The organism is Cutibacterium namnetense (assembly GCF_001642025.1).
Taxonomy (GTDB): Bacteria; Actinomycetota; Actinomycetes; order Propionibacteriales; family Propionibacteriaceae; genus Cutibacterium; species Cutibacterium namnetense.
The window spans coordinates 60,577-81,594 of the sequence record NZ_LWHO01000009.1; the positions used below are offsets into that span (position 1 = coordinate 60,577).

At 61.9% G+C, this 21,018-nt stretch carries 16 protein-coding genes, 4 tRNA genes and 5 pseudogenes; 14 read left to right on the forward strand and 11 right to left on the reverse strand.

Annotated elements, in window-relative coordinates:
• Positions 1 to 57 precede the first annotated feature (57 nt).
• The 3 genes and pseudogenes from A5483_RS09260 (at position 58) to A5483_RS09270 (ending at position 4,458) form a co-directional block, all read left to right on the forward strand.
• Positions 58 to 777, forward strand: a complete 720-nt coding sequence (locus tag A5483_RS09260) for a demethylmenaquinone methyltransferase (RefSeq protein ID WP_002515408.1) — start codon at positions 58 to 60, stop codon at positions 775 to 777.
• Between the two features lies 1 nt (position 778).
• The gene (locus A5483_RS09265; RefSeq protein ID WP_002514942.1) at positions 779 to 2,527 is read left to right on the forward strand and encodes a TM0106 family RecB-like putative nuclease; all 1,749 of its coding nucleotides are present in this window, start codon (positions 779 to 781) and stop codon (positions 2,525 to 2,527) included.
• Between the two features lie 143 nt (positions 2,528 to 2,670).
• Positions 2,671 to 4,458: pseudogene (locus A5483_RS09270) on the forward strand (ABC transporter ATP-binding protein).
• 102 nt (positions 4,459 to 4,560) lie between these two features.
• Here A5483_RS09270 and A5483_RS09275 read toward each other — a convergent pair.
• The 4 genes from A5483_RS09275 to A5483_RS09285 all read right to left on the reverse strand — a co-directional run bounded on the left by A5483_RS09275 (position 4,561) and on the right by A5483_RS09285 (position 8,861).
• The gene (locus A5483_RS09275; protein WP_063811667.1) at positions 4,561 to 6,846 is read right to left on the reverse strand and encodes an ABC transporter permease family protein; all 2,286 of its coding nucleotides are present in this window, start codon (positions 6,844 to 6,846) and stop codon (positions 4,561 to 4,563) included.
• A gap of 1 nt (position 6,847) precedes the next feature.
• Positions 6,848 to 7,546, reverse strand: coding sequence for an ABC transporter ATP-binding protein (locus A5483_RS09280; RefSeq protein WP_002549026.1), 699 nt, complete (start codon positions 7,544 to 7,546; stop codon positions 6,848 to 6,850).
• Entirely contained in the window at positions 7,540 to 7,842 is a 303-nt protein-coding gene (locus tag A5483_RS11540) for a hypothetical protein (RefSeq protein ID WP_082864042.1), read from the reverse strand. The genes A5483_RS09280 and A5483_RS11540 overlap by 7 nt, the downstream gene beginning before the upstream one ends.
• A gap of 131 nt (positions 7,843 to 7,973) precedes the next feature.
• Positions 7,974 to 8,861, reverse strand: coding sequence for a 1,4-dihydroxy-2-naphthoate polyprenyltransferase (locus tag A5483_RS09285; RefSeq protein ID WP_002515366.1), 888 nt, complete (start codon positions 8,859 to 8,861; stop codon positions 7,974 to 7,976).
• A 204-nt stretch (positions 8,862 to 9,065) separates the two neighbouring features.
• On the opposite strand from A5483_RS09285, the gene A5483_RS09290 reads away from it, so the two are divergent.
• From A5483_RS09290 to dhaM, 4 genes are all read left to right on the forward strand, one after another.
• Positions 9,066 to 10,343 (forward strand): MFS transporter, encoded by a 1,278-nt coding sequence (locus A5483_RS09290; RefSeq protein WP_063811668.1) that lies wholly within the window; start codon positions 9,066 to 9,068, stop codon positions 10,341 to 10,343.
• A 90-nt stretch (positions 10,344 to 10,433) separates the two neighbouring features.
• Positions 10,434 to 11,435 carry a dihydroxyacetone kinase subunit DhaK gene (gene dhaK / locus A5483_RS09295; protein WP_063811669.1) on the forward strand — a complete coding sequence of 334 codons (1,002 nt, stop codon included), beginning with the start codon at positions 10,434 to 10,436 and terminating at the stop codon, positions 11,433 to 11,435.
• Positions 11,423 to 12,079, forward strand: coding sequence for a dihydroxyacetone kinase subunit DhaL (gene dhaL / locus A5483_RS09300; protein ID WP_063811670.1), 657 nt, complete (start codon positions 11,423 to 11,425; stop codon positions 12,077 to 12,079). Before dhaK ends, dhaL begins: the two co-directional genes overlap by 13 nt.
• A complete protein-coding gene (gene dhaM, locus A5483_RS09305; RefSeq protein ID WP_063811671.1) occupies positions 12,072 to 12,497 on the forward strand; it encodes a dihydroxyacetone kinase phosphoryl donor subunit DhaM in 426 nt (141 codons plus the stop codon). Before dhaL ends, dhaM begins: the two co-directional genes overlap by 8 nt.
• Before the next feature lie 92 nt (positions 12,498 to 12,589).
• Here dhaM and A5483_RS09310 read toward each other — a convergent pair whose 3' ends face one another.
• The 3 genes from A5483_RS09310 to A5483_RS09320 all read right to left on the reverse strand — a co-directional run bounded on the left by A5483_RS09310 (position 12,590) and on the right by A5483_RS09320 (position 14,311).
• Positions 12,590 to 13,048 carry a deoxycytidylate deaminase gene (locus A5483_RS09310; RefSeq protein ID WP_063811672.1) on the reverse strand — a complete coding sequence of 153 codons (459 nt, stop codon included), beginning with the start codon at positions 13,046 to 13,048 and terminating at the stop codon, positions 12,590 to 12,592.
• 85 nt (positions 13,049 to 13,133) lie between these two features.
• A complete protein-coding gene (locus tag A5483_RS09315) occupies positions 13,134 to 14,117 on the reverse strand; it encodes a cation diffusion facilitator family transporter (RefSeq protein ID WP_193790471.1) in 984 nt (327 codons plus the stop codon).
• A complete protein-coding gene (locus A5483_RS09320; protein ID WP_063811692.1) occupies positions 14,114 to 14,311 on the reverse strand; it encodes a hypothetical protein in 198 nt (65 codons plus the stop codon). The genes A5483_RS09315 and A5483_RS09320 overlap by 4 nt, the downstream gene beginning before the upstream one ends.
• On the opposite strand from A5483_RS09320, the gene A5483_RS09325 reads away from it, so the two are divergent.
• Positions 14,294 to 15,259 (forward strand): L-lactate dehydrogenase, encoded by a 966-nt coding sequence (locus A5483_RS09325; protein ID WP_002549828.1) that lies wholly within the window; start codon positions 14,294 to 14,296, stop codon positions 15,257 to 15,259. The genes A5483_RS09320 and A5483_RS09325 overlap by 18 nt on opposite strands.
• Before the next feature lie 32 nt (positions 15,260 to 15,291).
• The gene (locus A5483_RS09330; RefSeq protein WP_063811674.1) at positions 15,292 to 16,794 is read left to right on the forward strand and encodes a patatin-like phospholipase family protein; all 1,503 of its coding nucleotides are present in this window, start codon (positions 15,292 to 15,294) and stop codon (positions 16,792 to 16,794) included.
• A 78-nt stretch (positions 16,795 to 16,872) separates the two neighbouring features.
• On the opposite strand, the gene A5483_RS09335 is transcribed toward A5483_RS09330, so the two are convergent.
• Both A5483_RS09335 and A5483_RS09340 read right to left on the reverse strand, forming a co-directional pair.
• The gene (locus A5483_RS09335) at positions 16,873 to 17,652 is read right to left on the reverse strand and encodes an HAD-IIA family hydrolase (RefSeq protein WP_063811675.1); all 780 of its coding nucleotides are present in this window, start codon (positions 17,650 to 17,652) and stop codon (positions 16,873 to 16,875) included.
• Between the two features lie 138 nt (positions 17,653 to 17,790).
• Positions 17,791 to 17,864: transfer RNA gene (locus A5483_RS09340), tRNA-Lys, on the reverse strand.
• Between the two features lie 525 nt (positions 17,865 to 18,389).
• On the opposite strand from A5483_RS09340, the pseudogene A5483_RS12710 reads away from it, so the two are divergent.
• The 5 genes and pseudogenes from A5483_RS12710 to A5483_RS09360 all read left to right on the forward strand — a co-directional run.
• Positions 18,390 to 18,779, forward strand: a pseudogene (locus A5483_RS12710) (SH3 domain-containing protein); the annotation flags it as partial.
• Between the two features lie 189 nt (positions 18,780 to 18,968).
• Positions 18,969 to 19,514: pseudogene (locus tag A5483_RS12715) on the forward strand (C40 family peptidase); the annotation flags it as partial.
• 196 nt (positions 19,515 to 19,710) lie between these two features.
• Positions 19,711 to 19,783: transfer RNA gene (locus A5483_RS09350), tRNA-Glu, on the forward strand.
• 427 nt (positions 19,784 to 20,210) lie between these two features.
• Positions 20,211 to 20,284 (forward strand) — tRNA-Asp (locus tag A5483_RS09355).
• 62 nt (positions 20,285 to 20,346) lie between these two features.
• Positions 20,347 to 20,420 (forward strand) — tRNA-Phe (locus A5483_RS09360).
• Between the two features lie 110 nt (positions 20,421 to 20,530).
• Here A5483_RS09360 and A5483_RS12720 read toward each other — a convergent pair.
• Positions 20,531 to 20,634 (reverse strand): annotated as a pseudogene (locus A5483_RS12720) (carbohydrate ABC transporter permease); the annotation flags it as partial.
• A pseudogene (locus tag A5483_RS11550) lies at positions 20,627 to 20,868 on the reverse strand (sugar ABC transporter permease); the annotation flags it as partial. The pseudogenes A5483_RS12720 and A5483_RS11550, both read right to left, overlap by 8 nt.
• Positions 20,869 to 21,018: the final 150 nt, after the last annotated feature.

Here is a 21,018-nt window from a genome sequence, read left to right on the forward strand (position 1 = left end):
GGACCAACCTGCCCGAGGGGGTCAAGGGGGAGTCGCCTCCCCCTTACAATAAAACCCGTGTTGACAACCCGAGCCACCCTGGACAAACACCACACTGACGTCGCATCGATGTTCGACGGGGTGGCGAAACGCTATGACCTCATGAACCAGATCATGACGCTCGGGGCGATCGACACTTGGCGCGACCTCGTCGTCGCTGCGGTAGAGCCGGAACCCGGCCAGACCATCCTGGATCTGGCGGCTGGAACCGGCACCTCCTCAGCTACGTTTGCCGCCCGGGGCGCGCAGGTCTATCCCACCGATATTTCCACCGGGATGCTGGCGGTGGGTAAGCAGCGCCAGCCGCATCTGCACTTCGTCGCCGGGGACGCCACCTGCCTGCCCTACGCCGACAACTCCTTCGACGCCGTGACGATCTCCTACGGTCTGCGCAACGTCGAGGACCCACAAAAGGCACTGCGCGAGATGCTGCGCGTCACCAAGCCTGGCGGCCGGGTCGTCATCTGCGAGTTCTCCTACCCCACCTGGGCACCGTTCCGCCACGTCTACACCAAGTACCTGCTGGCGGCGATCCCGGCCATGGCCAAGCTGGCCTCCTCGAACCGGGATGCCTATGACTACCTGGCCGAGTCGATCCTCGCCTGGCCCGACCAGCCTCATCTGGCAGACATGATGGCCGAGGCCGGCTGGCAGGCCATTGCGTGGCGCAATGTCTGTGGCGGCGTCGTCGCCTTGCATCGTGGTTGGAAGGGCAGTGACGAGAAGGAGATGGCCTGAGGTGAAAGGTCCCTCCTCCCCGATCCTCCTCGACGCCTGGGCAGCTCGCAGCTGCCCGGTCAAGACCCAGAACGCCTATGACCCCACCCTGTCAGAACCGGTCGGCGATCCGCGTGACGACGAGCTCTTCGCAGGGGCGGAGGCCCACCTGACGGTCATCTGTGACGCCCTGGCAGCCGTCACGGACGCCGTCGATCTGCGCTCGGTCACCTTGAGCGTGGCCGGTCGCCGGGTCGCCACCCGCAGGGCCATCGAGGCCGGTGCACCCGTCATCGTCTGCCCTGAGTTGCCGTCGTCCCCGCAGGAGCACCGCACCGGCTCCCCCAACGCCTTGGTGCTGGCCGGCAAGCGTGCCGACGGCGGGCCTGGATATTTGCCGGTCATCGTCAAGGACTACCTGGTGCTGGAGAGCCACCACACCCTGGCGGAATTCACCTGGGTGTCCCCCCTGAATGATCCGGATCCTCGCCACGCACGGATGTCACTGGACCAGACCTTCCGCGCCGGCCGGGAACGCGCCCTCATCCAGGCCGCCCATCACTGGAGGCTCCTCGAGGGCCTGGGCCTGGTCGCCACCCCTGACGAGTGCCCCAGCCATCGACGTCTCGTGGGGCTGGTCGGCCACGACGAGATTGGGATCCTCGACGACAACTTGGCCGTCTCCTGGCTCGATCTCGACCACAAGTTCATTCGCACCTTCTCGCGCTCGTCCGCCTCGGGATGGCGTCGCCGCAGCGTGCTGGACCGATACGACCACGAGCACACCTTCCGGGTGTCGGTGGCCGAGCACGCCATCGCCGGCGGCGAGCCGATGGTCGCCCCGATCGTCGTGCGTGAGTGCGAGTCCTGTCAGTGGTGGGCCATCTGTGAGCCACGTCTCGACGATGCCGATCTCTCCCTGCGCATCTCCAAGGCTCCCCTGGACGTCCGGGAGATCTCGACCCTGCGTCGTCTCGGGGTTTCCACCGTCGACGACCTGGCCGACGCCGACCTGGACGAGCTGCTGCCGGTCTACCTGCCTGAGGTTCAACACCGTCCCCGACCCGAACAACGACTCCGGGCGGCCGCCCGTCGCGCGCGCCTCATCCGTCAGGGAGTCCTGCTGGAGCGCAACGATGAGGGACCCATCGAGGTGGCCTCGTCCCGACTGGAACTCGACTTCGACATCGAGACCTCTCCGGATGGCCGGGTCTATCTGTGGGGTTTCGAGGTCAGTGATCCTGAACGCCTGCTCGACTCGACGACCGGTGACGTGCCCTATTACGTCGCCTTCAGCGAGTTCGCTGACATGGGCGACGACGATGAGAACGCACTGGCCGCCCGCGCCATCGCCTGGCTCGACGAGATCCTCTCGGCCCACCCGGAGACGATCGTGGTCCACTACTCCGACTACGAGATCGTCCATCTGCGTCATTTCGGCCACGTCTGCCAGGACGTGGAGACTCGTCAAGCGGTACGTCGGCTGCTGGACTCCGGCTGTTTCGTTGACCTCTTCACCACCATCAAGGCGCACTTCTTCGGGGTCAACGGGATTGGTCTGAAGGTCGTTGCCAACGCCGGCGCCGGGTTCTCCTGGCGTGACCCGGACCCGGGTGGCCTCAACTCCCAGACCTGGTGGGACCTCGCCGTCCATGACCCCGATCCGCAGGTCCGCGAGTCCTCCAGAACCCGAGTCATGGAATACAACGAGGACGACGTGAAGGCTACCCTCGCTGTTCGCCGTTGGCTTGCCGAGAGGCCCTCCGAGTAATCCTGGGACGCCTGGTCACGACGTTTCGCCGTGACGGGTGTCGCCATCGGCATGAGGTCAGGCAAAGATGATCCTGGCATGGCAAAGGTATACGGTTTTGTTGACACGTCCCTGACGATCCCTATCCGCTCATCTGGAGACCCATGCGTTCCTTGACACGAATCCTTCGATTCACCTCGCAGCTGTGGAAGTTCTACCTCGGGGTCGTCATCTCGGCTGTCATCGTCGCAATCACTCAGCTGGCCGTACCCTTCGTCATCGCCCGGGCCACCGACCTCGCCGTGGCAGGCGTGCGCGGCAACGACCACCACATCCGCGACATCATGCTTCTCGCGGTGGTCATCCTCGTCCTCGACGTCGTCAACTCCCTGCTCACCAACGTCAACGGATGGCTGGGCGACATCATGAGCGCCAAGATGCGCCAGATCCTGTCGACCCGGTACTTCAGCAAGCTGCTGGAGCTGCCGCAGTCCTGGTTCGACGAGGAGCTCACCGGATCGATCACCTCCAAGCTCACCCGATCGATCACCAATGTCACCGACTTCGCCAAGGCCTTCTCGAACAACTTCTTCACCCTGCTGCTGACGACGTTCGCCGTCCTCATCATTTCGGCCATCTACTCCTGGCCGCTGGCCCTGCTGTTGGCGATCGTCTTCCCGATCTACGTCTGGTTGACGGCCTTGACGTCACGCAACTGGCAGACCCATCGGGACGTCATCAACCACCACATCGACACCGCCGGCGGGCGGTTCCAAGAGGTCGTCTCGTAGATTCGCGTCGTCAAGTCCTACGTCACCGAGGCCAGCGAGCAGAAACAATTCAACAACCACTACGACGCCACCGTCGACGCCACCCGCTAGCAGTCCAACCACTGGCACCTCATGGACACCGTGCGGAGGGTGGTCCTCAACGTCATCTTCTTCGGTATCTACGCCATCATCTTCGTCCGAACGGCCAAGGGATACTTCGGCGTCGGGGACATGATCCTGCTCATCCAGCTCATGACGATGGCTCGCCAGCCGGTGCAGATGATGAGTTACATCATCGACGTCGCCCAGCGCGCCGTGGCCGGGTCCAAGGACTACTTCTCCGTCATGGAGACCCGTCCGGCCCACGTACCGCAGACCGCCACGACGACCATCCGCGAGCCCGAGCCGGGCGTCCCGATGATCTCCTTCAACGACACCGTCTTCAGCTACGACGGCACCAATCGGGTCATCGACCATGTCACCTTCGACGTCAGTCCCGGCGAGAAGGTGGCACTTGTGGGCGAATCCGGGGGCGGAAAGTCCACCTTGGTGAACCTGCTGCTCGGCCTCTACCCGGTCACCGAGGGCGCCATCATGGTGGCCGGCAACGATATCTCTCAGGTGACCCCGGATGCCTTGCGACGCCGTATCGGAGTGGTCTTCCAGGATCCGGCACTGTTCTCCGGATCGATCCGGGAGAACATCGCCTACGGCACCGAGGCCACCGACGCGCAGATCCGCGACGCTGCTCACCGCGCCTACGCCGACCGCTTCATCAAGCGGTTCTCCCAGCAGTACGACACCCTCGTCGGGGAGCGCGCTATCAAGCTCTCCGGTGGCCAGAAGCAGCGCATCTCGATTGCCAGGGCCCTGCTCAAGGACGCCCCGATCCTCGTTCTCGACGAGGCCACCTCAGCCCTGGACACCAAGTCCGAGCGGTGGGTGCAGGCCGGTCTGGAATCCCTCATGGCCGACCGCACCAGCCTCATCATCGCCCACCGCCTCTCGACGATCTCCAGCGTCGACCGGATCGTCACCCTGGACGCCGGTCGCGTCGACGAGATCGGCACCCCGGCCGAGCTGGCCGCCTCCGGAGGTATCTACGCCGAGTTGTTGGCCCTGCAGGCATCCAGCTCGAAGGCCGACCGCAAGAAGCTGGAGCGATTCGGCATCAAACTGTAATGAGGACCGCGCCGACGATGGCACCGACGCAGCCGCGTCACGAACGGCGAATCGTCCCGACGCGTTTTGGGCCGGGCCGCAGCGGTGTCACGGGGTCGTGGATCAGGTAGCTCTCATGTCGAAGTGGTAACGGCGATGGATGGCGGCCCCCAGCAAGGATCCACCGAACATCCCGGCGGCCAACGCACCGAAGACCCACCACGCGGCCCCAAGCAGGTCCAAGGCTCCCGACAGGATCCTGCCTGTGAGCCACACCGCGACAACCGAGGAGATCACCCCGCATATCAGGGCGGCCAGCATTGTGGTAGCCACCTCCACAAGGATGACCTGGTCCACCCAACGCCTGCCCAATCCGATGCGTTTGAGGCTGGTCACCAGATCACTGTTGGCGGCTCTCTCCTCCTTCGCCAACAGGCCCGCCATGATGGCCGACAACACGATGAAGGTGACGGTCGCGACGATGGTGATCGTTGGCAGCGGGACATCACCGAGGATTCGGGGGGCCATGACATAAAATTCCCCCAACCCGTGCGCCTGCGTCCACTCGTTGGTCAGTCGATCCTGATCGGGGGTCAGCCCTGTGAACAGAATCGCCGATCCAGCGCCTCGTGGTATTCCTGCTTTCGGACGCACGGAGATGCGCTTGACCCAGCTCAGATCATCCGTCAGCCCGACGGTGTGTGCCGGGTCGGCCCTGGAGGGATCATTGGTCAAGTACCCGCCTGATACAAGGACGTCACGTTGGGCGTCGTCAAGCTTTGTGACGACCGCAACATCGTCAACCTTGGAGAAATACCACCACGATCCGCTGATGTTGGCGTCATCGACCTGGTGGACGGTGATGTTTTTGGCGCCTTCCAGGGCATCGGAAAACTGCTTGACCTGAGCCGACTCCAGGGCGGGCACACCCTCCATCGAGACATGGAGCAAGGCCATCCCCGGGGGCATACCGGTGCTCGTCTGCGCGTTGGCCTGGGAGAACAACGCTGAAACGATGAGAAGCCCGGTAGCGGTTGCGGTGACCAGACCCGCCGCCACACCTGCGAAGACGCAATGCCACCCGCCCCGGCTGGAAAGAGCTCGATGAGCAGCAAGAGCCCGACCTACGGGGCGATGTGTCCGGACCAGACGAGAGAGCACGAAGGGTGCCCCCAAACCACCGGCCACTGCACACATCCCAGCGACCACAGCGACCGCGGTGAAGGTTGCGTCAGCCCCCAGGAGACCCCACAGGCACACTGCGCAGCCCAGTACCAGAGCCGCCCACCCCAGCCGACGAGCCGTGTTCATGTTGATCCCTCGCCGCTTCACGGTCTTACGACGGGAGGGAACCATGTTCACCATGGCCGCAGGAAGTACCCCGATGACCAATGCCATCACCAACGGGACCGTGGGGAATCGCCAAGGCCCCAACGGAGCAGAAGCCCTGGGGGCCATGTACCACCGCGCCGCAGCGACCACCGCCTGGCCCAGGGCCACAGACATCAGCGAGACGGTTTCTGCAACGAGGAGGGCCACCGTCTTACTCATGGCCGATACCGATCGACGGCGTACCCCGATAGCCAGAAGGGGGGATGCGATGCGTCTGAGTAGGGCCGTCAGTGCCGCGCCGGACACGACTGCCCCCAGCAGGCCAAACACCAGCCATGCCAGATTCTGATCCACGAATGCCTTCGGCGTCAGCCCGTGAGCTTCGCTGGCAGAACGGGTCTGTGTGGTATCGCAGTCACCTGCAAGCTTCAGGGTCTCGGCGAGGAGACTGCATACGTCACCGGGCTCCTGGGAGGTGAACCCAATTTGCCCATTGCCCCTGATACCGGCACGTCCAGCGTCATCGCGGGAAATCCGCCATGACTGCCATGTGCCTGGAGCCGCAAGAACCAAGGTCGCAGCCCGATCGTAGACGGCTTCGACATGGCCGGTGACCGTGAGGTGGAGATCACCTGCCTTGGCAGACAACCGCGATCCATCATCAGCGCCAAGAGTACTGGTGGCCAGAACCTCCCCGGCCTTCGCCGGCCAGCGACCCGAGGTCAGCCGATAGCGACCTTGCGTGGCCGAACCGGCCATGGGCATCTCTTGGTAGGCGACGTCATCGTACTGTACAAGGTTGATATTGCTGTAGAGCTGGGGAAAGGGCGCCGATGCCTGCAACGTGTTATTACGGGGTATCGGTACGGGGGTACCTGGAGGCACGTCTTCCTGCAGCGAGAAGAGACCGCTGGTAGAGCCGTAGCTCGCGATGTTCTTCTGTTCATCGGACAGTTGCCGAGCATTGGTGATGCCGCTGGAGACAGTCAGAGCTACAACGACCAGAGCCAGCGGAATGACGCGAAGCCACGTCCGCCAGTTCGACACGACGAGCCGGGTGACGTGGACGACCCACATCTCATACCTCCTCGAGAACCCCGTCCTCCATGTCGAGAACCCGGTCGACATAGTCGCAGGCTCGCGGATCATGGGAGGACAGCAGGACTGCACGATCAGCACCGTCGGTGACGATGTGACGCAAGACCTTGAAGATCATGTCAGTATTGGCCCGGTCGAGCTGGCCAGTCGGTTCATCGGCGAGCACGATTCGATGACCGCCAGCAATCGCACGGGCGATCCCCACCCGCTGAGCCTGACCCCCAGACATCTCAGCAGGGCGTCGATCTGCCAATTCAGCGACCCCCACCTCTTTGAGAGCATCCATGGCAATGGCCGCAGAATTTTTAATTTCACGCGCCCGCAGGACAAGCTCAATATTCTCACGGGACGTAAAATCGGGGACGAGCCCATGATGCTGAAAAACCATCCCCATTTCATGAAGACGAATGGCGTCCCGTCGTGATTCTGAGATTTTCGTGATGTCCACTCCGTTGATGCACACCGTCCCGCGCAATGGAGACAGGAGCCCAGAGAGCACATTGAGCAGGGTTGTCTTTCCGGAACCACTCACTCCGCGAACGAGTATCAGCTCACCGGTGTGCAGCACAAGATCGACACCTTTGAGTACCTCGTCACCCTTAACATAGGAAACATGGAGATCACTGGCCTTGAGGGGGTGAGCCACCCCCTCAAGGCCTTGTCGTTGCGATGTCAGCACCGATGACCCAATCCATAGGATGAGGCTTCATCATGATCTTTCCACCAGAACGACGAATCATTCGTCCACGGCTTATAATCCCAGCAATGCCCCTTCCGGTTTACATCATACCAAAATGCGGCACCATAAGGAGTCTGATTTTTTACAGAACTGAGAGAATCATTCTGATTTTTGTTGAAGTTATAGTAACCTACCTTAGTCTGTTTCGCAATGAGACCATGGAAATTCGAGTCGGCATACATTTCCAACGCAGCCTTCGACGGCGCCGGCGCTGCCGCCAAAACAGTGGCACCCATACACGCCGCCACGACCCCCCAACTATTTTCCTATTAACGGGCATGGCTAAAGCCCCCATTCTTGATCGCCCGCTGCTCTGCGGCGTATGGTACTTAGGTTACCTAACCTAAGACAGCCTGTCAAGAGTGGGTCACAACGGCCGATCCAGCATCGCCCCGACCAGAAATCCCACAGCGCACAGCAACTCCGCCAGCCCGGTGTTCTTGAGGACCGGCACCAGGGCCATCCCGGTGGCCTTCGTGGCCAAGGCCTTCACCGGGGAGACGAGCAGAATGACCATGAGCAGGCCCAGAAGGACCCACCAGGTCGACAGGGCCGCGACGACGATGACACCGACGCAGGCCAGGGCCACCAGCACGAGGTACAAGATCCGCGTCCCCTGATGGCCCAGCTTGGTGGCCACGGTGTGCTTGCCACTGACGCGATCACCGTCGATGTCGCGCAGATTGTTGGCCACCAGCACCGCACAGGCCATCGCACCGATGACACAGGCCGTCACCCAGCCAGCCGTGCCGACGTGATCGGCCTGGACGTACACCGTGCCGCCGACGGCGACCAGCCCGAAGAAGATGAAGACGAAGGTCTCCCCCAGCCCGGCATAGCCGTAGGGGTGTGAACCACCGGTGTAGAACCAGGCCGCAAGGATGCAGGCCAGGCCCACGATGATGAACCACCAGTGTCCAGTCATGATGGTGATGATGAGTCCGGCCACCGCCGAGACCCCGAAGCACGCGAAGGCAGCAGCTTCGACGTGCGAGGGTTCAGCGACTCCTGACCCGACAAGCCGCAGCGGACCAACCCGGTCCTCCCCGTCGGAGCCGCGAATACCGTCGGAGTAATCATTGGCGAAATTCACCCCGACGACGAGCCCCAACGCCACCACGAGGCACAGGGTGGCCAGTTCCCACCGCGCACCACCGTCGGCAATGGCGATCGCGGTACCCGCCACCACCGGAGCAATCGCGGTGGGGAGGGTACGGGGACGAGCCCCCTCTAGCCATTCGGCTGCAGTGGCCATGGACAACTCCCTGAGTCAGTGGTGGAGACGCGGATCGTGCGTCAGGCGGGCACCACACCGAAGGACTTCTCGGAACGTGCACCAGTGGCGACCATATCGCCGCTGCATGTCCAACCCGTATCTGCACCAGTGACAGAAACGATGGATAATCACAGATGCCCGATACCTCACTCGAGTTCGGCAGGAGTCGTCACCGTGAGAACCATGTTCGCCAGCCTGAGCATTCCGAATTATCGGATCTACTTCTCCGGCACTCTCCTGACGAACATGGGGCAGTGGATGGCCCGTACCGCCCAGTCGTGGCTGGTGCTCGTCATTTTGACCCACGGCAATGCGGCGGTGCTCGGTTGGGTGATGGCGGTGAACTTCGCGCCCATCCTGCTCGTCACGCCGTGGGCTGGCGCTTTGGCTGACCGAATGTCCAAGCGTCGCATCATGGTGACGGCGCAGATCGTTCTGGCGATTGACGCCGCGATTCTTTCCACCCTCGTCCTCACCGGGGCGGTGCGCCTGTGGATGGTATTCGTCATCGCAGCCATGGATGGCCTCGCCGGCGCGTTCTACAGCCCGGCCACCCAGGCCTTCGTCTCCGAGCTCGTCCCACTGAAGAACCTGCCCAACGCCGTGAGCCTCAACTCTGCCTCCTTCAACGGCGCCCGCCTGCTCGGCCCTGGCGTCGGTGGCCTGCTCATCGCCGCCGTGGGAGTCGGCTGGGTGATGGCCATCAACGTCCTCTGCTTCATCGGGTTCATCACAACCCTGTTGTTCATCAGGGCTGACCGTCTCTACGTGTCCCCACCCTCAGCCGAGAAGGCACGGGTGCGCGACGGCGTCCGGTACGTCAAGCGTCGCCCCGACCTCGTCATCCTGCTGGCGATCGGGTTCATGATGGGCACCTTCGGTTTCAACTTCAACATCTCCGATGCGGTCATGGCGACTCAGGCCTTTGGCAAGGGATCTGGCGAGTACGGTCTGCTCGGTTCGCTCATGGGTATCGGCTCGATGGTTGCCGCTCTGGGAGCGGCTCGACGCAGGCCGCGGCTGCGCTGGGTCGAGCTGGCCCTGCTGGTCTACAGCGTCAGCATGGGTTTGTCGGCCCTGGCCCCGAATTACGGCATCTTCGCCGTGCTCAAGATGTTCGTCGGTTGGGGAGCCATCTCGACCCTCATCACCGCCAACGCCATGGTGCAGACCTCGGTTACTCCGCACATGCGTGGCCGGGTCATGAGCCTGTGGGCAACACTAGTCATGGGCGGCACCCCGCTCGTCTCCCCGGTCATCGGGTGGATCGGCAATGGCATCGGACCGCGCGCCACGGTCGCCTGGGGAGCCATCAGCCTAGGCATCACCTTTGTGGTCATCACCGCCGTCATCATGCACAACGACCGCATCCGGGTCGTGTTCGATCCCTCCAAGCGGGCACCGTGGCTGCGCCAGGTACGTGGCAAGGTGACCATCGACTACGTCCAGCAGACGAAGTGAGCGATCCACTTGTGCAACAGAAGGTGAATGTGGTGCCCGATTTGATCGGGCCCCTCTGGAAAACCAAGGCCAAGATGGTTCACTGGTGGCATGAAGAAACTCATCAACGCTGTCGAGGATGTCGTCGTTGATTCCCTGCGCGGTGTAGCGGCCGCCCACCCTAACTCCCTGAAGGTCGATCTAGAGCACCGCATCGTGTTGCGCGCTGGTGGTCCGGTCAGCGGAAAGGTTGGTCTGGTCTCTGGTGGCGGTTCCGGCCACGAGCCGCTGCACTCAGGCTACGTGGGGCGAGGCATGCTCGACGCCGCATGCTGCGGTGAGGTCTTCACCTCCCCCGTGCCGGACCAGATCACCGAGGCCACCAAAGCCGTTGACGGTGGGGCCGGTGTACTGCACATCGTCAAGAACTACACCGGTGACGTCATGAACTTCGACATGGCTGCCGAGATGGCCTCTATGGAGGCTGGCACCCGCGTCGAGTCCGTCGTTATCGCCGACGATGTTGCCGTGCAGGACTCCTTGTACACCGCTGGGCGTCGCGGGGTCGGCTTGACGGTGCTGGCCGAGAAGATCCTCGGCGCAGCGGCCGAGGAGAAGCGCGATATCGACGCCCTGCTCGAGCTCGCTAAGCGCATCAATGACGGTGGTCGCTCCTTTGGAGTAGCCCTCACCTCCTGCACAGTTCCGGCAGCCGGCAAGCCCACTTTCGACCTCGGCGAGAACGAGATGGAGTTGGGCGTCGGCATCCATGGTGAGCCCGGCCGCGAAACGACCGTGTTGGGCGCTGCCGCCGAGGTTGCCGCTCAGATCGTCGAACCCATCCTGGCTGACCATGACTTCACCACAGCCCCGGTCATCGCGATGCTTAACGGCCTGGGCGGCACCCCTCTCATGGAGCAGTACCTCGTGTGGGGGGAAGTCGCCAAGATTCTGGAAGGCAAGGGCGTCAAGGTTGCCCGCACCTTGGTCGGCAATCACATTACGAGCCTGGAGATGGCAGGATGTTCCTTGACCTTGCTCTCCGCTGACGGCGATCTCCTGACGCTGTGGGATGCCCCAGTGGAGACTCCTGGACTTCGATGGGGATGCTGATGTCTGAAATTTCTGCCGCAACCGTTTCCGAGTGGCTCAAGGACTACTCGGCGGTCATCTCGGAACACGCGAATGAACTGACTGACCTGGATCGCCAGATCGGTGATGCTGACCACGGCTCGAATATGGCTCGCGGGATGACCGCCGTGGCGGCCCTTGACCCGGGATCCTTCACCTCTGCCGCTGAGCTCCTCAAAAAGGCGGGGATGACGCTGGTGAGCACCGTTGGTGGCGCTTCGGGTCCTCTCTACGGCACTTTCTTCTTGCGTCTGTCGACGATTATCAAGGTCGACGGTGAGCCCACTGCCCAGCTGCTCGCTGATGCCCTCGACGCTGGTTTGGCTGGCATCGTGGCCCGCGGCAAGGCAGCAGTCGGCGATAAGACTCTGGTAGACGCCCTGTCCCCCGCCGTAGACGCTGCCAAGCAGGTTGCTGCTGACGGTGGTTCTGCCGCCGAGGCGCTCGCTAAGGCAGCCGAAGCCGCTCACGAGGGCCGTGATGCGACCATCCACATGGTGGCTCGTCGCGGCAGGGCGTCGTATCTTGGGGAACGAAGCAAGGGACACCAGGACCCAGGTGCCACCTCGATGGCCCTGCTCGTGGCGTCCGCAGCGCGTTGCCTGTCAGGAGCCAATCATGAGTGATCAAGGCGTTGGAATCGTCATCGTCTCCCATAGCCGCCCACTGGGCCAAGCTGCGGCCGATCTGGCCTCCCAGATGCTGCCCGGCCCGGAGACTCCACCCATCGAAATTGCCGCTGGTCTTGATGACACCACTTTGGGTACCGACGCCACTGCGGTGAGCGCGGCGATCGAGAAGGTTGGTGGTTGTGACGGGATCCTCGTTCTCGTTGACCTCGGATCGGCAATCCTGTCGGCCGAGATGGCCCTGGACTTCCTCGATGCCGACATCGCTAGCAAAGTCAAGATCTCCACTGCCCCACTGGTTGAGGGGGCTGTGGTCGCGGCCGTCATGGCATCGACGGGCGCCGCGTTAGAGGTCGTCGCTGCCGAGGCAGAAAAGGCCCTGGAGCCGAAAATCTCCCAGCTCTCCGACGACTGAACCTGCTAGACGGTGGTGCCCGGTTGGCCCAGGCACCACCGTTTCGCAGGTTCAGGCTGGCTTCCTGATGAGGGCCGCAACTGGTAACGCTGTCACAGCTGCCAGTTGACCAGGTCGTCTTCACCAAACTCGCCGTCGGGCCACACTGCCCGCACGACGCCAGCTGCCGCCAGCGCCTTGCGGCAGCCAGAGCACGGCTTATCCGTCACGTAGGCCGTGGAACCGGCAGTATCTCGGGTGGCGAAGAGTAACGCGTTCATCTCGGCGTGAATGGCGATGCAGAACCCGGGGGAACCAGGCACGTCGTAGTCGGAGAACGCCGGCACCTCGCCATACCCCAGCTGCCCGCGCGGACAAGCCCCCTCCAGACAGTCCGGACGGCCGGGAGCAGCTCCGTTGTACCCCGTGGCGATAATGCGATGTTCGTGGACGAGCAAGGCCCCCACTCGACGACGGGTGCATTTGGCGCGCGCCGAGACAGCTTCCGCTATGCCCAGGAAATACGTGTCCCAATCGGGCACTGTTACGACCTTGCCGTTCACCTCGGCCATCTTGGGCTCCTCTCGCTCATCTCCATGCGTTCACGTCTGCAAGACGCTGCATCGGCTGAATAACCATGTTCGACCTTAACCCCGGTCAAACGTCAATATCCTCGTAAGAACGCGGGTCCTCGATGGGTTCCAAGTGGCCACTCACCCTCATCTCAGGCCATTTGTCAAGAATCTCATCGATGAGGTCTTCCATAGCGTCGTGGCCCTGCTTGACTGTCCAGAACCCCGGAACAAGCATGTGGAACTCGAGGAATTGTCGGTACCCGGCCTCTCGGGTGCGCACCGCGTGAAACCTCATGTGGTCATTAGAGTGAGCGTCAAGGAAGTCCCGGATAGCCGCGTTTTCTTCTTTGGGCAAAGAGACATCGAGCAGGGCGGTGCCAGACTGTTCGACGAGTTTAGCCCCGGTGATAAGGATGTTGATCCCGACCGCGAAGGCGACGATCGGGTCGAGGCGCTGCCACCCCGTTAGCCAGACCAGTCCGACTCCCACCAGGACGCCCACGGAGGTCCACACATCGGTGAGGAGGTGCTTGCCGTCGGCGATAAGGGTCATCGATCGACGTTTGCGGCCGTTTCTAAGTAAAACCCACGCCACTGCCCCGTTTATGACCGAGGCCAGCACCGAGACCAACAGACCGATGCCGACGTCCTCAATGGATTGCGGATGGAAAAATCGCTGAATCGCGGTGTATATGATGACTGCGGCGGCGATGAAGATCATCATCCCCTCAGCACCAGCCGAAAAATATTCGGCCTTGGAATGGCCAAATTGATGGTTCTTGTCCGGCGGGCGGATCGACACCTTGAGAGCGACGAGGGCGATGACGGCTGCGACGAGGTTCACGAGGGATTCTGCGGCGTCTGAGAGTAATCCCACCGATCCGGTAATCCACCAGGCGAGGGCCTTCAACAGGATCGTTGCGGTGGCCGCTGCGATCGACAGCCATGCAAAACGACTAAGGTCCTCCGGCGGCTGGTGGCGCGGGGTAACTGCGGAAGTGTCAGGAATCGTCGTCACCCAAGCATTGTCCCAGCCCAATCTGTGCTCCCCAAACAGGAGGGTCAATCGTCCTCCGGCGACGCAGCATCTTCATCGTGGACGGATAACAGGGAAGGGTGCGCGCACCACACGGCGCGATAGCTGCGGCGCAGGGATGTCACGAAGCTGAAACCTGTGGGGTGAATGATGGGAATGCAAGCATGTACTGCGAAGGTACTTCGTGACGACTGTAGGAGGTTACTATGCCCATCAAGCCACACAAACTCGGGATTATCGGGGTCGGTCGAGTCGGTGACGCTGTGCTCTCTGACGCCATGATGAGCGGTCTGTTCGGTGAGATTTGCGTCATCGACGTCAATGAGAAGTTGGCTGCCGGGCAGGCCCTCGATCAGCATCACGCCACCGCACTGCCCAACGTCACCAATGTCGCCGTGTACGCCGGTGACTACGGCGACTTGTCTGACGCCGATGTCATCATCGTGACTGCCGGCCCGTCTATCGACGCGTCCAACGGCCCAGCAACCGGTGCTGCACGGCGTGAATTGGCTGCCACTAACGGCAAGATCATCCGCTCCACCATGACGGAGATCACCAGCCGCAACCACGAGGCAGCCATCATCATATGCTCCAACCCCCTTGATGCCTTGGTCCATATCGCCAGCACCGAGTTCGATCATCCGCAGGGGTTGGTGCTCGGTACCGGAACGATCCTTGATTCGGCCCGCATGTGTCGCGTGGTCGCCGATCGTCTCGGAGTCGACCCAGATTATGTGCGTGGTTACATGATCGGCGAGCACGGCCCGTCCGGATTCCCGATGTTCACTGGAGTCAATGTCGGCGGCGTCGGCTTCGACGGCCTGGCCGAGCTCTTCGATACGGACCCGATGGACCGCGACGAGCTGACCACGCGCATTAACGATGCCGGTACTGCCGTATTCAACTTAAAGGGCTGGACGAGCGCTGGCATCGGCCAATCGGCCGTCACCATTGCGCGCTCTATCCTCCTCAATGAACACGCCGTCTACCCGGTTTGTACCACCTTGCACGGCCAGTACGGCCACGACGGCGACGTGTCTATGGGCGTGCCGTGCGTTATCGGCGCCGCGGGTGTCGAACGCATCCTCGAGGTGCCGCTGGATGACTGGGAGCAAGAGCACCTGGCCAGTACCATCAAAGCCATCCAGGAGACCGTCGAGGCGGCTTCCTGAACGCGCTTCGACGAAGCTCGTAGGATCGAGCCATGGAACTCCCCTCATGGCTCGGTATCCCTACCCTCGCATTCGGATTGGGGAGCCGAACCCCCCAGCAGGGTCTCGTCCTTGCCGGGGGAGGGTCCAGAGCCTCCTTCCAGATGGGTGCACTGCGGCACCTTTACGACGTTGTCGGGATTGCCCCCACTTCGATGGTGGCCACTTCAGCCGGGTCGATCGTGGCCTGCACCCTGGCCCAATGGACCGATCCAGCCAAGCAATCGGCGGCACTGCGTCAGCTAGAGGCGATGTGGCTCGAGATGACCGATCAGTCCGACATGTTCACGCCGCGGGCATGGTTTTCTCGGTTGCTCGAAATAGGCCCGGAATGGATGTCATTGCTCAACCGGGAAGCCGCTAAAACAAAGAGCCAACGTCCCTGGCTGAGCTTGCCATTCCATCGCGGCCCGGAGCAGACGAAAATCCCTGACCCCGCAGAACCTGTCGCTGGCCGTGACGACGACCGCCTCACCGGTCAGGCAAAGACCTTGGAAATCGCCACTCGTGACGACCCCATTACAGGTGGTTCCTGGACCCCAGGTGTCATCTTGCAGCTGCTATCAGCCCTGTCCCGATTAAGTCGCGACGGCGGTGATATTTCGACGATCGTGCGAGGAGCTGAGACCTCGGCGTCAACTTATCGTGCCGGACCTATCTTGGCGAAACTGCTCGATCGTGGCTTCTTCAAATCCGAATTATTAGCAACCTCGGGAATGTCAGTACGTATTGCCACAGTCGCCCTAGAATCCGGAGAGTTGCGGTACATGACCGAATCAGGGGTGCTCGTCGACCGCGACAATCAGCCGCTCGGCTCCTCAACCTTCGATGTCTCTCGCGGGGTACTCGCTTCCTGCTCCATTCCCGGGGTGTTCCGTCCCGTTGACCTCGACGGCGAGCACTACGTCGACGGTGGCCTGCGAGAAAATGTGCCCGCCGAAATGGCCATTGGGCACCTCGGCGTCACGAACCCCTATGTCATCACCTGTTCGCCACCGGGAGCCCAGCGAGAGTCCGACTTCGGCTCTCGCAATATGCTCGATCTGGTGATGAGGTCGGTGTCGATCCTGACCGACGAGACCGAGCGGGATGAGGTGGCCTACGCCCGCAACGCTGGAGCCGTCGTCATCGGCCCGGAGATTTCAGTGCACGACTCCATGACGGTCGACCCTGGCCTGCTGCGAATCAACCGCGACTACGGCTGGATGCGCTCAGCGGAGAAACACGTCAAGTCCGGTCTCGAGGACCACGAGCTTGTCAAGGATGCTGTGCGCACTCGAATGCGCGGTTGGGAGCTGGAACAAGCCTGGCTCAAGGACGAAGCCTCCCGCGACGACATGGACGAAATGCAACACGTCAAGGACCATTTGCGTGACGTCGCCGCCCGACTACCCCTCGATCTGGCTCCTGACGGGGTTAAGACGTGGGGGCGGGTTCTCGAAGGACATGGCCACCCGCAGGCACCCGAGGATGTCGTCATCCCCTGGCAAGTGTAAAAGTCCCAGGAACGTCCGGATACGACACGACGGCGGCGAACGTCACGTTTACCGCCGTCGCAGCATTTCGTCGATGTTTCAGATGAGCTCGTTGAGGTCGGCTACCGAATCAAGAATGATGTTGGGACGGTAGGGGTACTGTTCGACTTCTTCACGCTTGGTGATACCCGAGAGCACCAGGACAGTCAGCAACCCAGCTTCCATACCAGCAACCATGTCGGTATCCATCCGATCACCGATCATGGCCGTGGTCTCGGAGTGAGCCTCGATGCGATTCAAAGCCGAGCGGAACATCATCGGGTTCGGCTTTCCAACAATGTACGGCTTGTGCTTCGAGGCAGCCTCGATCATCGCAGCGACGGCACCGGTGGCGGGCAACGGGCCCTCCTTGCTGGGGCCAGTCGCGTCGGGGTTAGTGCAGATAAACCTGGCACCGTCGACGATAAACCGGACGGCCCGGGTAATGGCCTCGAAAGAGTAGGTACGTGTTTCTCCGAGGACGACGTAGTCAGGGTCGATGTCGGTGAGGATAAACCCGGCTTCGTGCAGAGCCGTCGTCAGGCCAGCCTCGCCAATAACGTAAAGGCGCGCGCCGGGCTGCTGATCGGCTAGGAAGTGGGCGGTGGCCAGAGCCGAGGTCCAGATATTGTCCTCCGGCACCGTCAGACCAGAACCCTGCATCCGGGCAGCCAGGTCACGTGGGGTGAAGATGGAGTTGTTGGTCAGCACCAGGAATCGCTTCGAAGTGTCGACCCAACGATTAATGAGATCGCTGGCGCCAGGCACCTCATGGTTCTCGTGGACGAGCACGCCGTCCATGTCGGTCAGCCAGCACTCGATGTCTGCGGGATCTCTCATGGCTCCAAGCCTATCGAGATGCGGACATACGCAAGAAGAATGCGCACTAATCGGAACTCCCGTGCATCTGGGTGCTAGGAGTGCGGCACGATGCCCAGGTCATCTGTTCCCCGGCTTCAATGAGCCATGGCGATGAGGTGCCCCCACTGGGACTCGAACCCAGGACCCGCGGATTAAAAGTCCGCTGCTCTAACCATCTGAGCTACGGGGGCTCCCCCAGTGTAGCGAGGTCCTGATAGCCATGCGAAACGACCCGGCATCTATCAGTTGATCCTCGACCCCACCGCGATGGGACTTGGCGATACCTACTCAAAAGCGTCAACCCGTACTTCAGAGTTGGCATGAAATCTTTAGACTCGCCACCGCGATGGCAGCTATCGGGAGCATCGTCTTCCGTACCGCTGGCATCGCCCCTAGCCATCGCTGATTAGAAGCCCCTTACCGGACCCTAAACAACATCTTTGAGGTTCTCAGTCTTTTCTCGGCGTGTCGTCTTGCGGACGTCGAAAAAACTCTTCGTTGCGAGTGGACGAAACTGGTTTTGACGCCTTGAATTGCCTTGTCACGCGAGATGTTCCTGGTTGGGTCGGTGGACGGATCCGGGGAAGAGCCAGGGGCGCCTCATACGGAGGCGGGTCCACACGCCGGAAGGAGTCAGATCCATGGGTGTAGTGCGCCCACTTTGGGCCGGGGTCGCAACCCTGGCCACCGCCGGTCTCGCCATCGGCAGCAGTCAGATGTTCGTCCCCCAGGCGCAAGCCTCCAACAGTTCAGTAAAGGCCCGAGTGTCCGCTCGCACCGCCGTTAACGTCAGGGCCAAGGCGAGCACAACCGGAAAGATTCTGGGCGTGCTTGATAGGGGCCAGCAGCTCAATCAGACTGGCATCCCGGTCAACGGCTGGGTCCCCGTTGCCTACCGCGGCCACACCGCTTTCATTGACCACCACTACCTGTCGTCGGTCGCCTGGCGCCCATCCGCCCCCAGTCCCTCCGCCTCCAACTCGCCAGTCGGAATCGCCCAGGCGACCACGTACGTCAATGTTCGCGCTGGGCATTCTATGCAGGCTGCCAAGGTAGGGATGCTCTCCCCCGGTGAGAGGGTCGGGTTGACCGGACGCTCCTCGCAAGGGTTTAGCGAGGTCATCTACAACGGCGTTCACCGTTGGGTGGGCTCCCGCTACCTCAGCGCCCCCAATAAGCCCACGCCAGCTCCCAAGCCCACGCCAGCTCCCAAGCCCACGCCGAGGCCAGCACCGGCCCCAGCCCCAAGGCCGGCACCGGCTAAGACCGTCTACACAACAACCAGCCTCAACCTACGAAACAGCGCCTCCACAAGCGCCCCCGTCTACACCTCAGTCCCACGCGGCACCGCCCTGGTAACCACCGGCCAAACCACCTCCGGATGGACTCAAATCACCTACCACCGCCGCACCCTATGGGCCGCCAGCAAGTACCTCACCACCAACGCACAACCCACACCGGCACCCAAACGCCCGGTGTCACCCAGAGGCGCTCGAGCCGCCATTGTGAACTACGCCACGGCTCAAATTGGCAAGGTCTACATCTGGGGCGGAGAAGGCCCCGACGGCTTCGACTGCTCCGGCCTCGTGTTGAAGGCATACCAGCAGGCGGGAATTAACCTGCCCCATTACTCGGGGTCACAGATCGAACGCGGCCATCGTATTTCCCTCGACCAGATCCAGCCGGGCGACCTCTTCGCTGCCTCGGGTGGCGGTCACGTCGGCATCTACGTCGGCAACGGGCAAATGGTGGAGGCAGCCAATCCCCGTGCCGGGGTGCGGCTGAGCCCTATTCGTTCCTCGATGTACCCACTTCGCATCAATTCAGACATCCTGGACTGAACCAGCACGACGTCGGCAATCCTCACCGGTTGCCGACGTCTGCATTGCCACAGAAGACGTTGTGGACACGCTGGCAGGCGCTCGTTCGCCCCGACAGTCAGTAGTGACTCTGCGCGACGATTTTTCGCCAGCGATACGACCTGGGTATGATGGCCCAGTTCGACGATTGGTGTTGCATTGATCACGCATCCGTCGAGTCCCGGTCGTCCAGAGGCCTAGGACACCGCCCTTTCAAGGCGGCAACGCGGGTTCGAATCCCGTCCGGGATACTTCGGGGGGTCTTGCATCGACACGATGCAAGGCCCCTTTGTTACGTCCACACTTGATCGGTTTGTCAGCCAGCCCACCGCACCATGGCGACCCTCGGCCACCGTTCGTCCCCGCCAAGAAATGCCGATAGTGGCGTTGCCATCGCCGATTCGAGACGCTTTAACAGAAGCGGACACTCCCCTGAACACCCCTCAACACCGGCCCCTGACCTGGTAACGCACACATTCCGTCCGCGGCACCGAAACTTTTCACCATGTTCGCTTACAGTGAACTCATCACGCCCGCGCGACAGCCCCATCGGCACATACAAATCCCCTAGTCACAGCCGTTTTCAGTCAGCACCCGCGACTCGATTTCCCTTCGAGGCAACATCCTTGCTATATTTTTCGAGCTGCCTGAGGCAGCGGTCAGGCTCGAAAGAGTCAAGGCCCCGTAGCGCAGTTGGTTAGCGCGCCGCCCTGTCACGGCGGAGGTCGTGGGTTCAAGTCCCATCGGGGTCGCTGAAGCGGTGATGAGTTCATCACCGCTTTCGTGTTCATGAGACCTTTACGTGAACACACTTGGCCGGGTAGCTCAGTTGGTAGTAGCGTTCGCCTGAAAAGTGAAAGGTCACCGGTTCGACCCCGGTCCCGGCCACCTCACGGAATATTTTCCATCACCTCGAACTTCAGCCTGGTATCGACACCACTTCGCGTAACCTTCCGGAACCCTCACGTGGCGTGACGGAAAGCTGCCGACGAACGTGGCAGCGCGGCCAGCACGAGAGAACGCCCTAGGGCTGGTGCCAGGGCCTCCCAGACGGCCTGCCAGCCTCCAAGCGACCTGTTCCCTGGAGCTTCCACGCCGTCGCTTTGGTTATTGAGCTGGAACGTTTGAGTCCACATCAACATGGCGAGGACCGCAGCGGCGTAGGAACTCTGCCCAGCGATCGCGTAGATGAGGCCGAGCACCTTCATCGACATGTGGCCAGCAATGACGAGAGCGCTCAACGCGATCGGTGAAAGCTGCGCAGACCCGCCAAGAACGGAGTCGTAACGTACCCCGAGAACTGCCAAATAGCCGGGATGGCCATAACCGCCATGGAGACGGCCATCGGGAGCCTTAATGCGTCCCGACGTGGTTTTACCCGCGACCCCATGCCGCACCGTCAATCTGCACCTGCTAGGCGACGGTGCCCAGCACGCGAAGTGTGCCATAAAAAGTGTTAACGACGCCCAAAACGCGTCAGATGTGA

Bases quoted from the DNA above. Each gene is read 5' to 3' on its own strand.
- A5483_RS09325 (WP_002549828.1), top strand. From the start codon at position 14,294: ATGCCCATCAAGCCACACAAACTCGGGATTATCGGGGTCGGTCGAGTC.
- A5483_RS09335 (WP_063811675.1), bottom strand. From the start codon at position 17,652: ATGAGAGATCCCGCAGACATCGAGTGCTGGCTGACCGACATGGACGGC.
- A5483_RS09285 (WP_002515366.1), bottom strand. From the start codon at position 8,861: ATGGCCACTGCAGCCGAATGGCTAGAGGGGGCTCGTCCCCGTACCCTC.
- A5483_RS09330 (WP_063811674.1), top strand. From the start codon at position 15,292: ATGGAACTCCCCTCATGGCTCGGTATCCCTACCCTCGCATTCGGATTG.
- A5483_RS09275 (WP_063811667.1), bottom strand. From the start codon at position 6,846: ATGTGGGTCGTCCACGTCACCCGGCTCGTCGTGTCGAACTGGCGGACG.
- A5483_RS09310 (WP_063811672.1), bottom strand. From the start codon at position 13,048: ATGGCCGAGGTGAACGGCAAGGTCGTAACAGTGCCCGATTGGGACACG.
- dhaM (WP_063811671.1), top strand. From the start codon at position 12,072: ATGAGTGATCAAGGCGTTGGAATCGTCATCGTCTCCCATAGCCGCCCA.
- dhaK (WP_063811669.1), top strand. From the start codon at position 10,434: ATGAAGAAACTCATCAACGCTGTCGAGGATGTCGTCGTTGATTCCCTG.
- A5483_RS11540 (WP_082864042.1), bottom strand. From the start codon at position 7,842: ATGGGTGCCACTGTTTTGGCGGCAGCGCCGGCGCCGTCGAAGGCTGCG.
- A5483_RS09290 (WP_063811668.1), top strand. From the start codon at position 9,066: ATGTTCGCCAGCCTGAGCATTCCGAATTATCGGATCTACTTCTCCGGC.
- dhaL (WP_063811670.1), top strand. From the start codon at position 11,423: ATGGGGATGCTGATGTCTGAAATTTCTGCCGCAACCGTTTCCGAGTGG.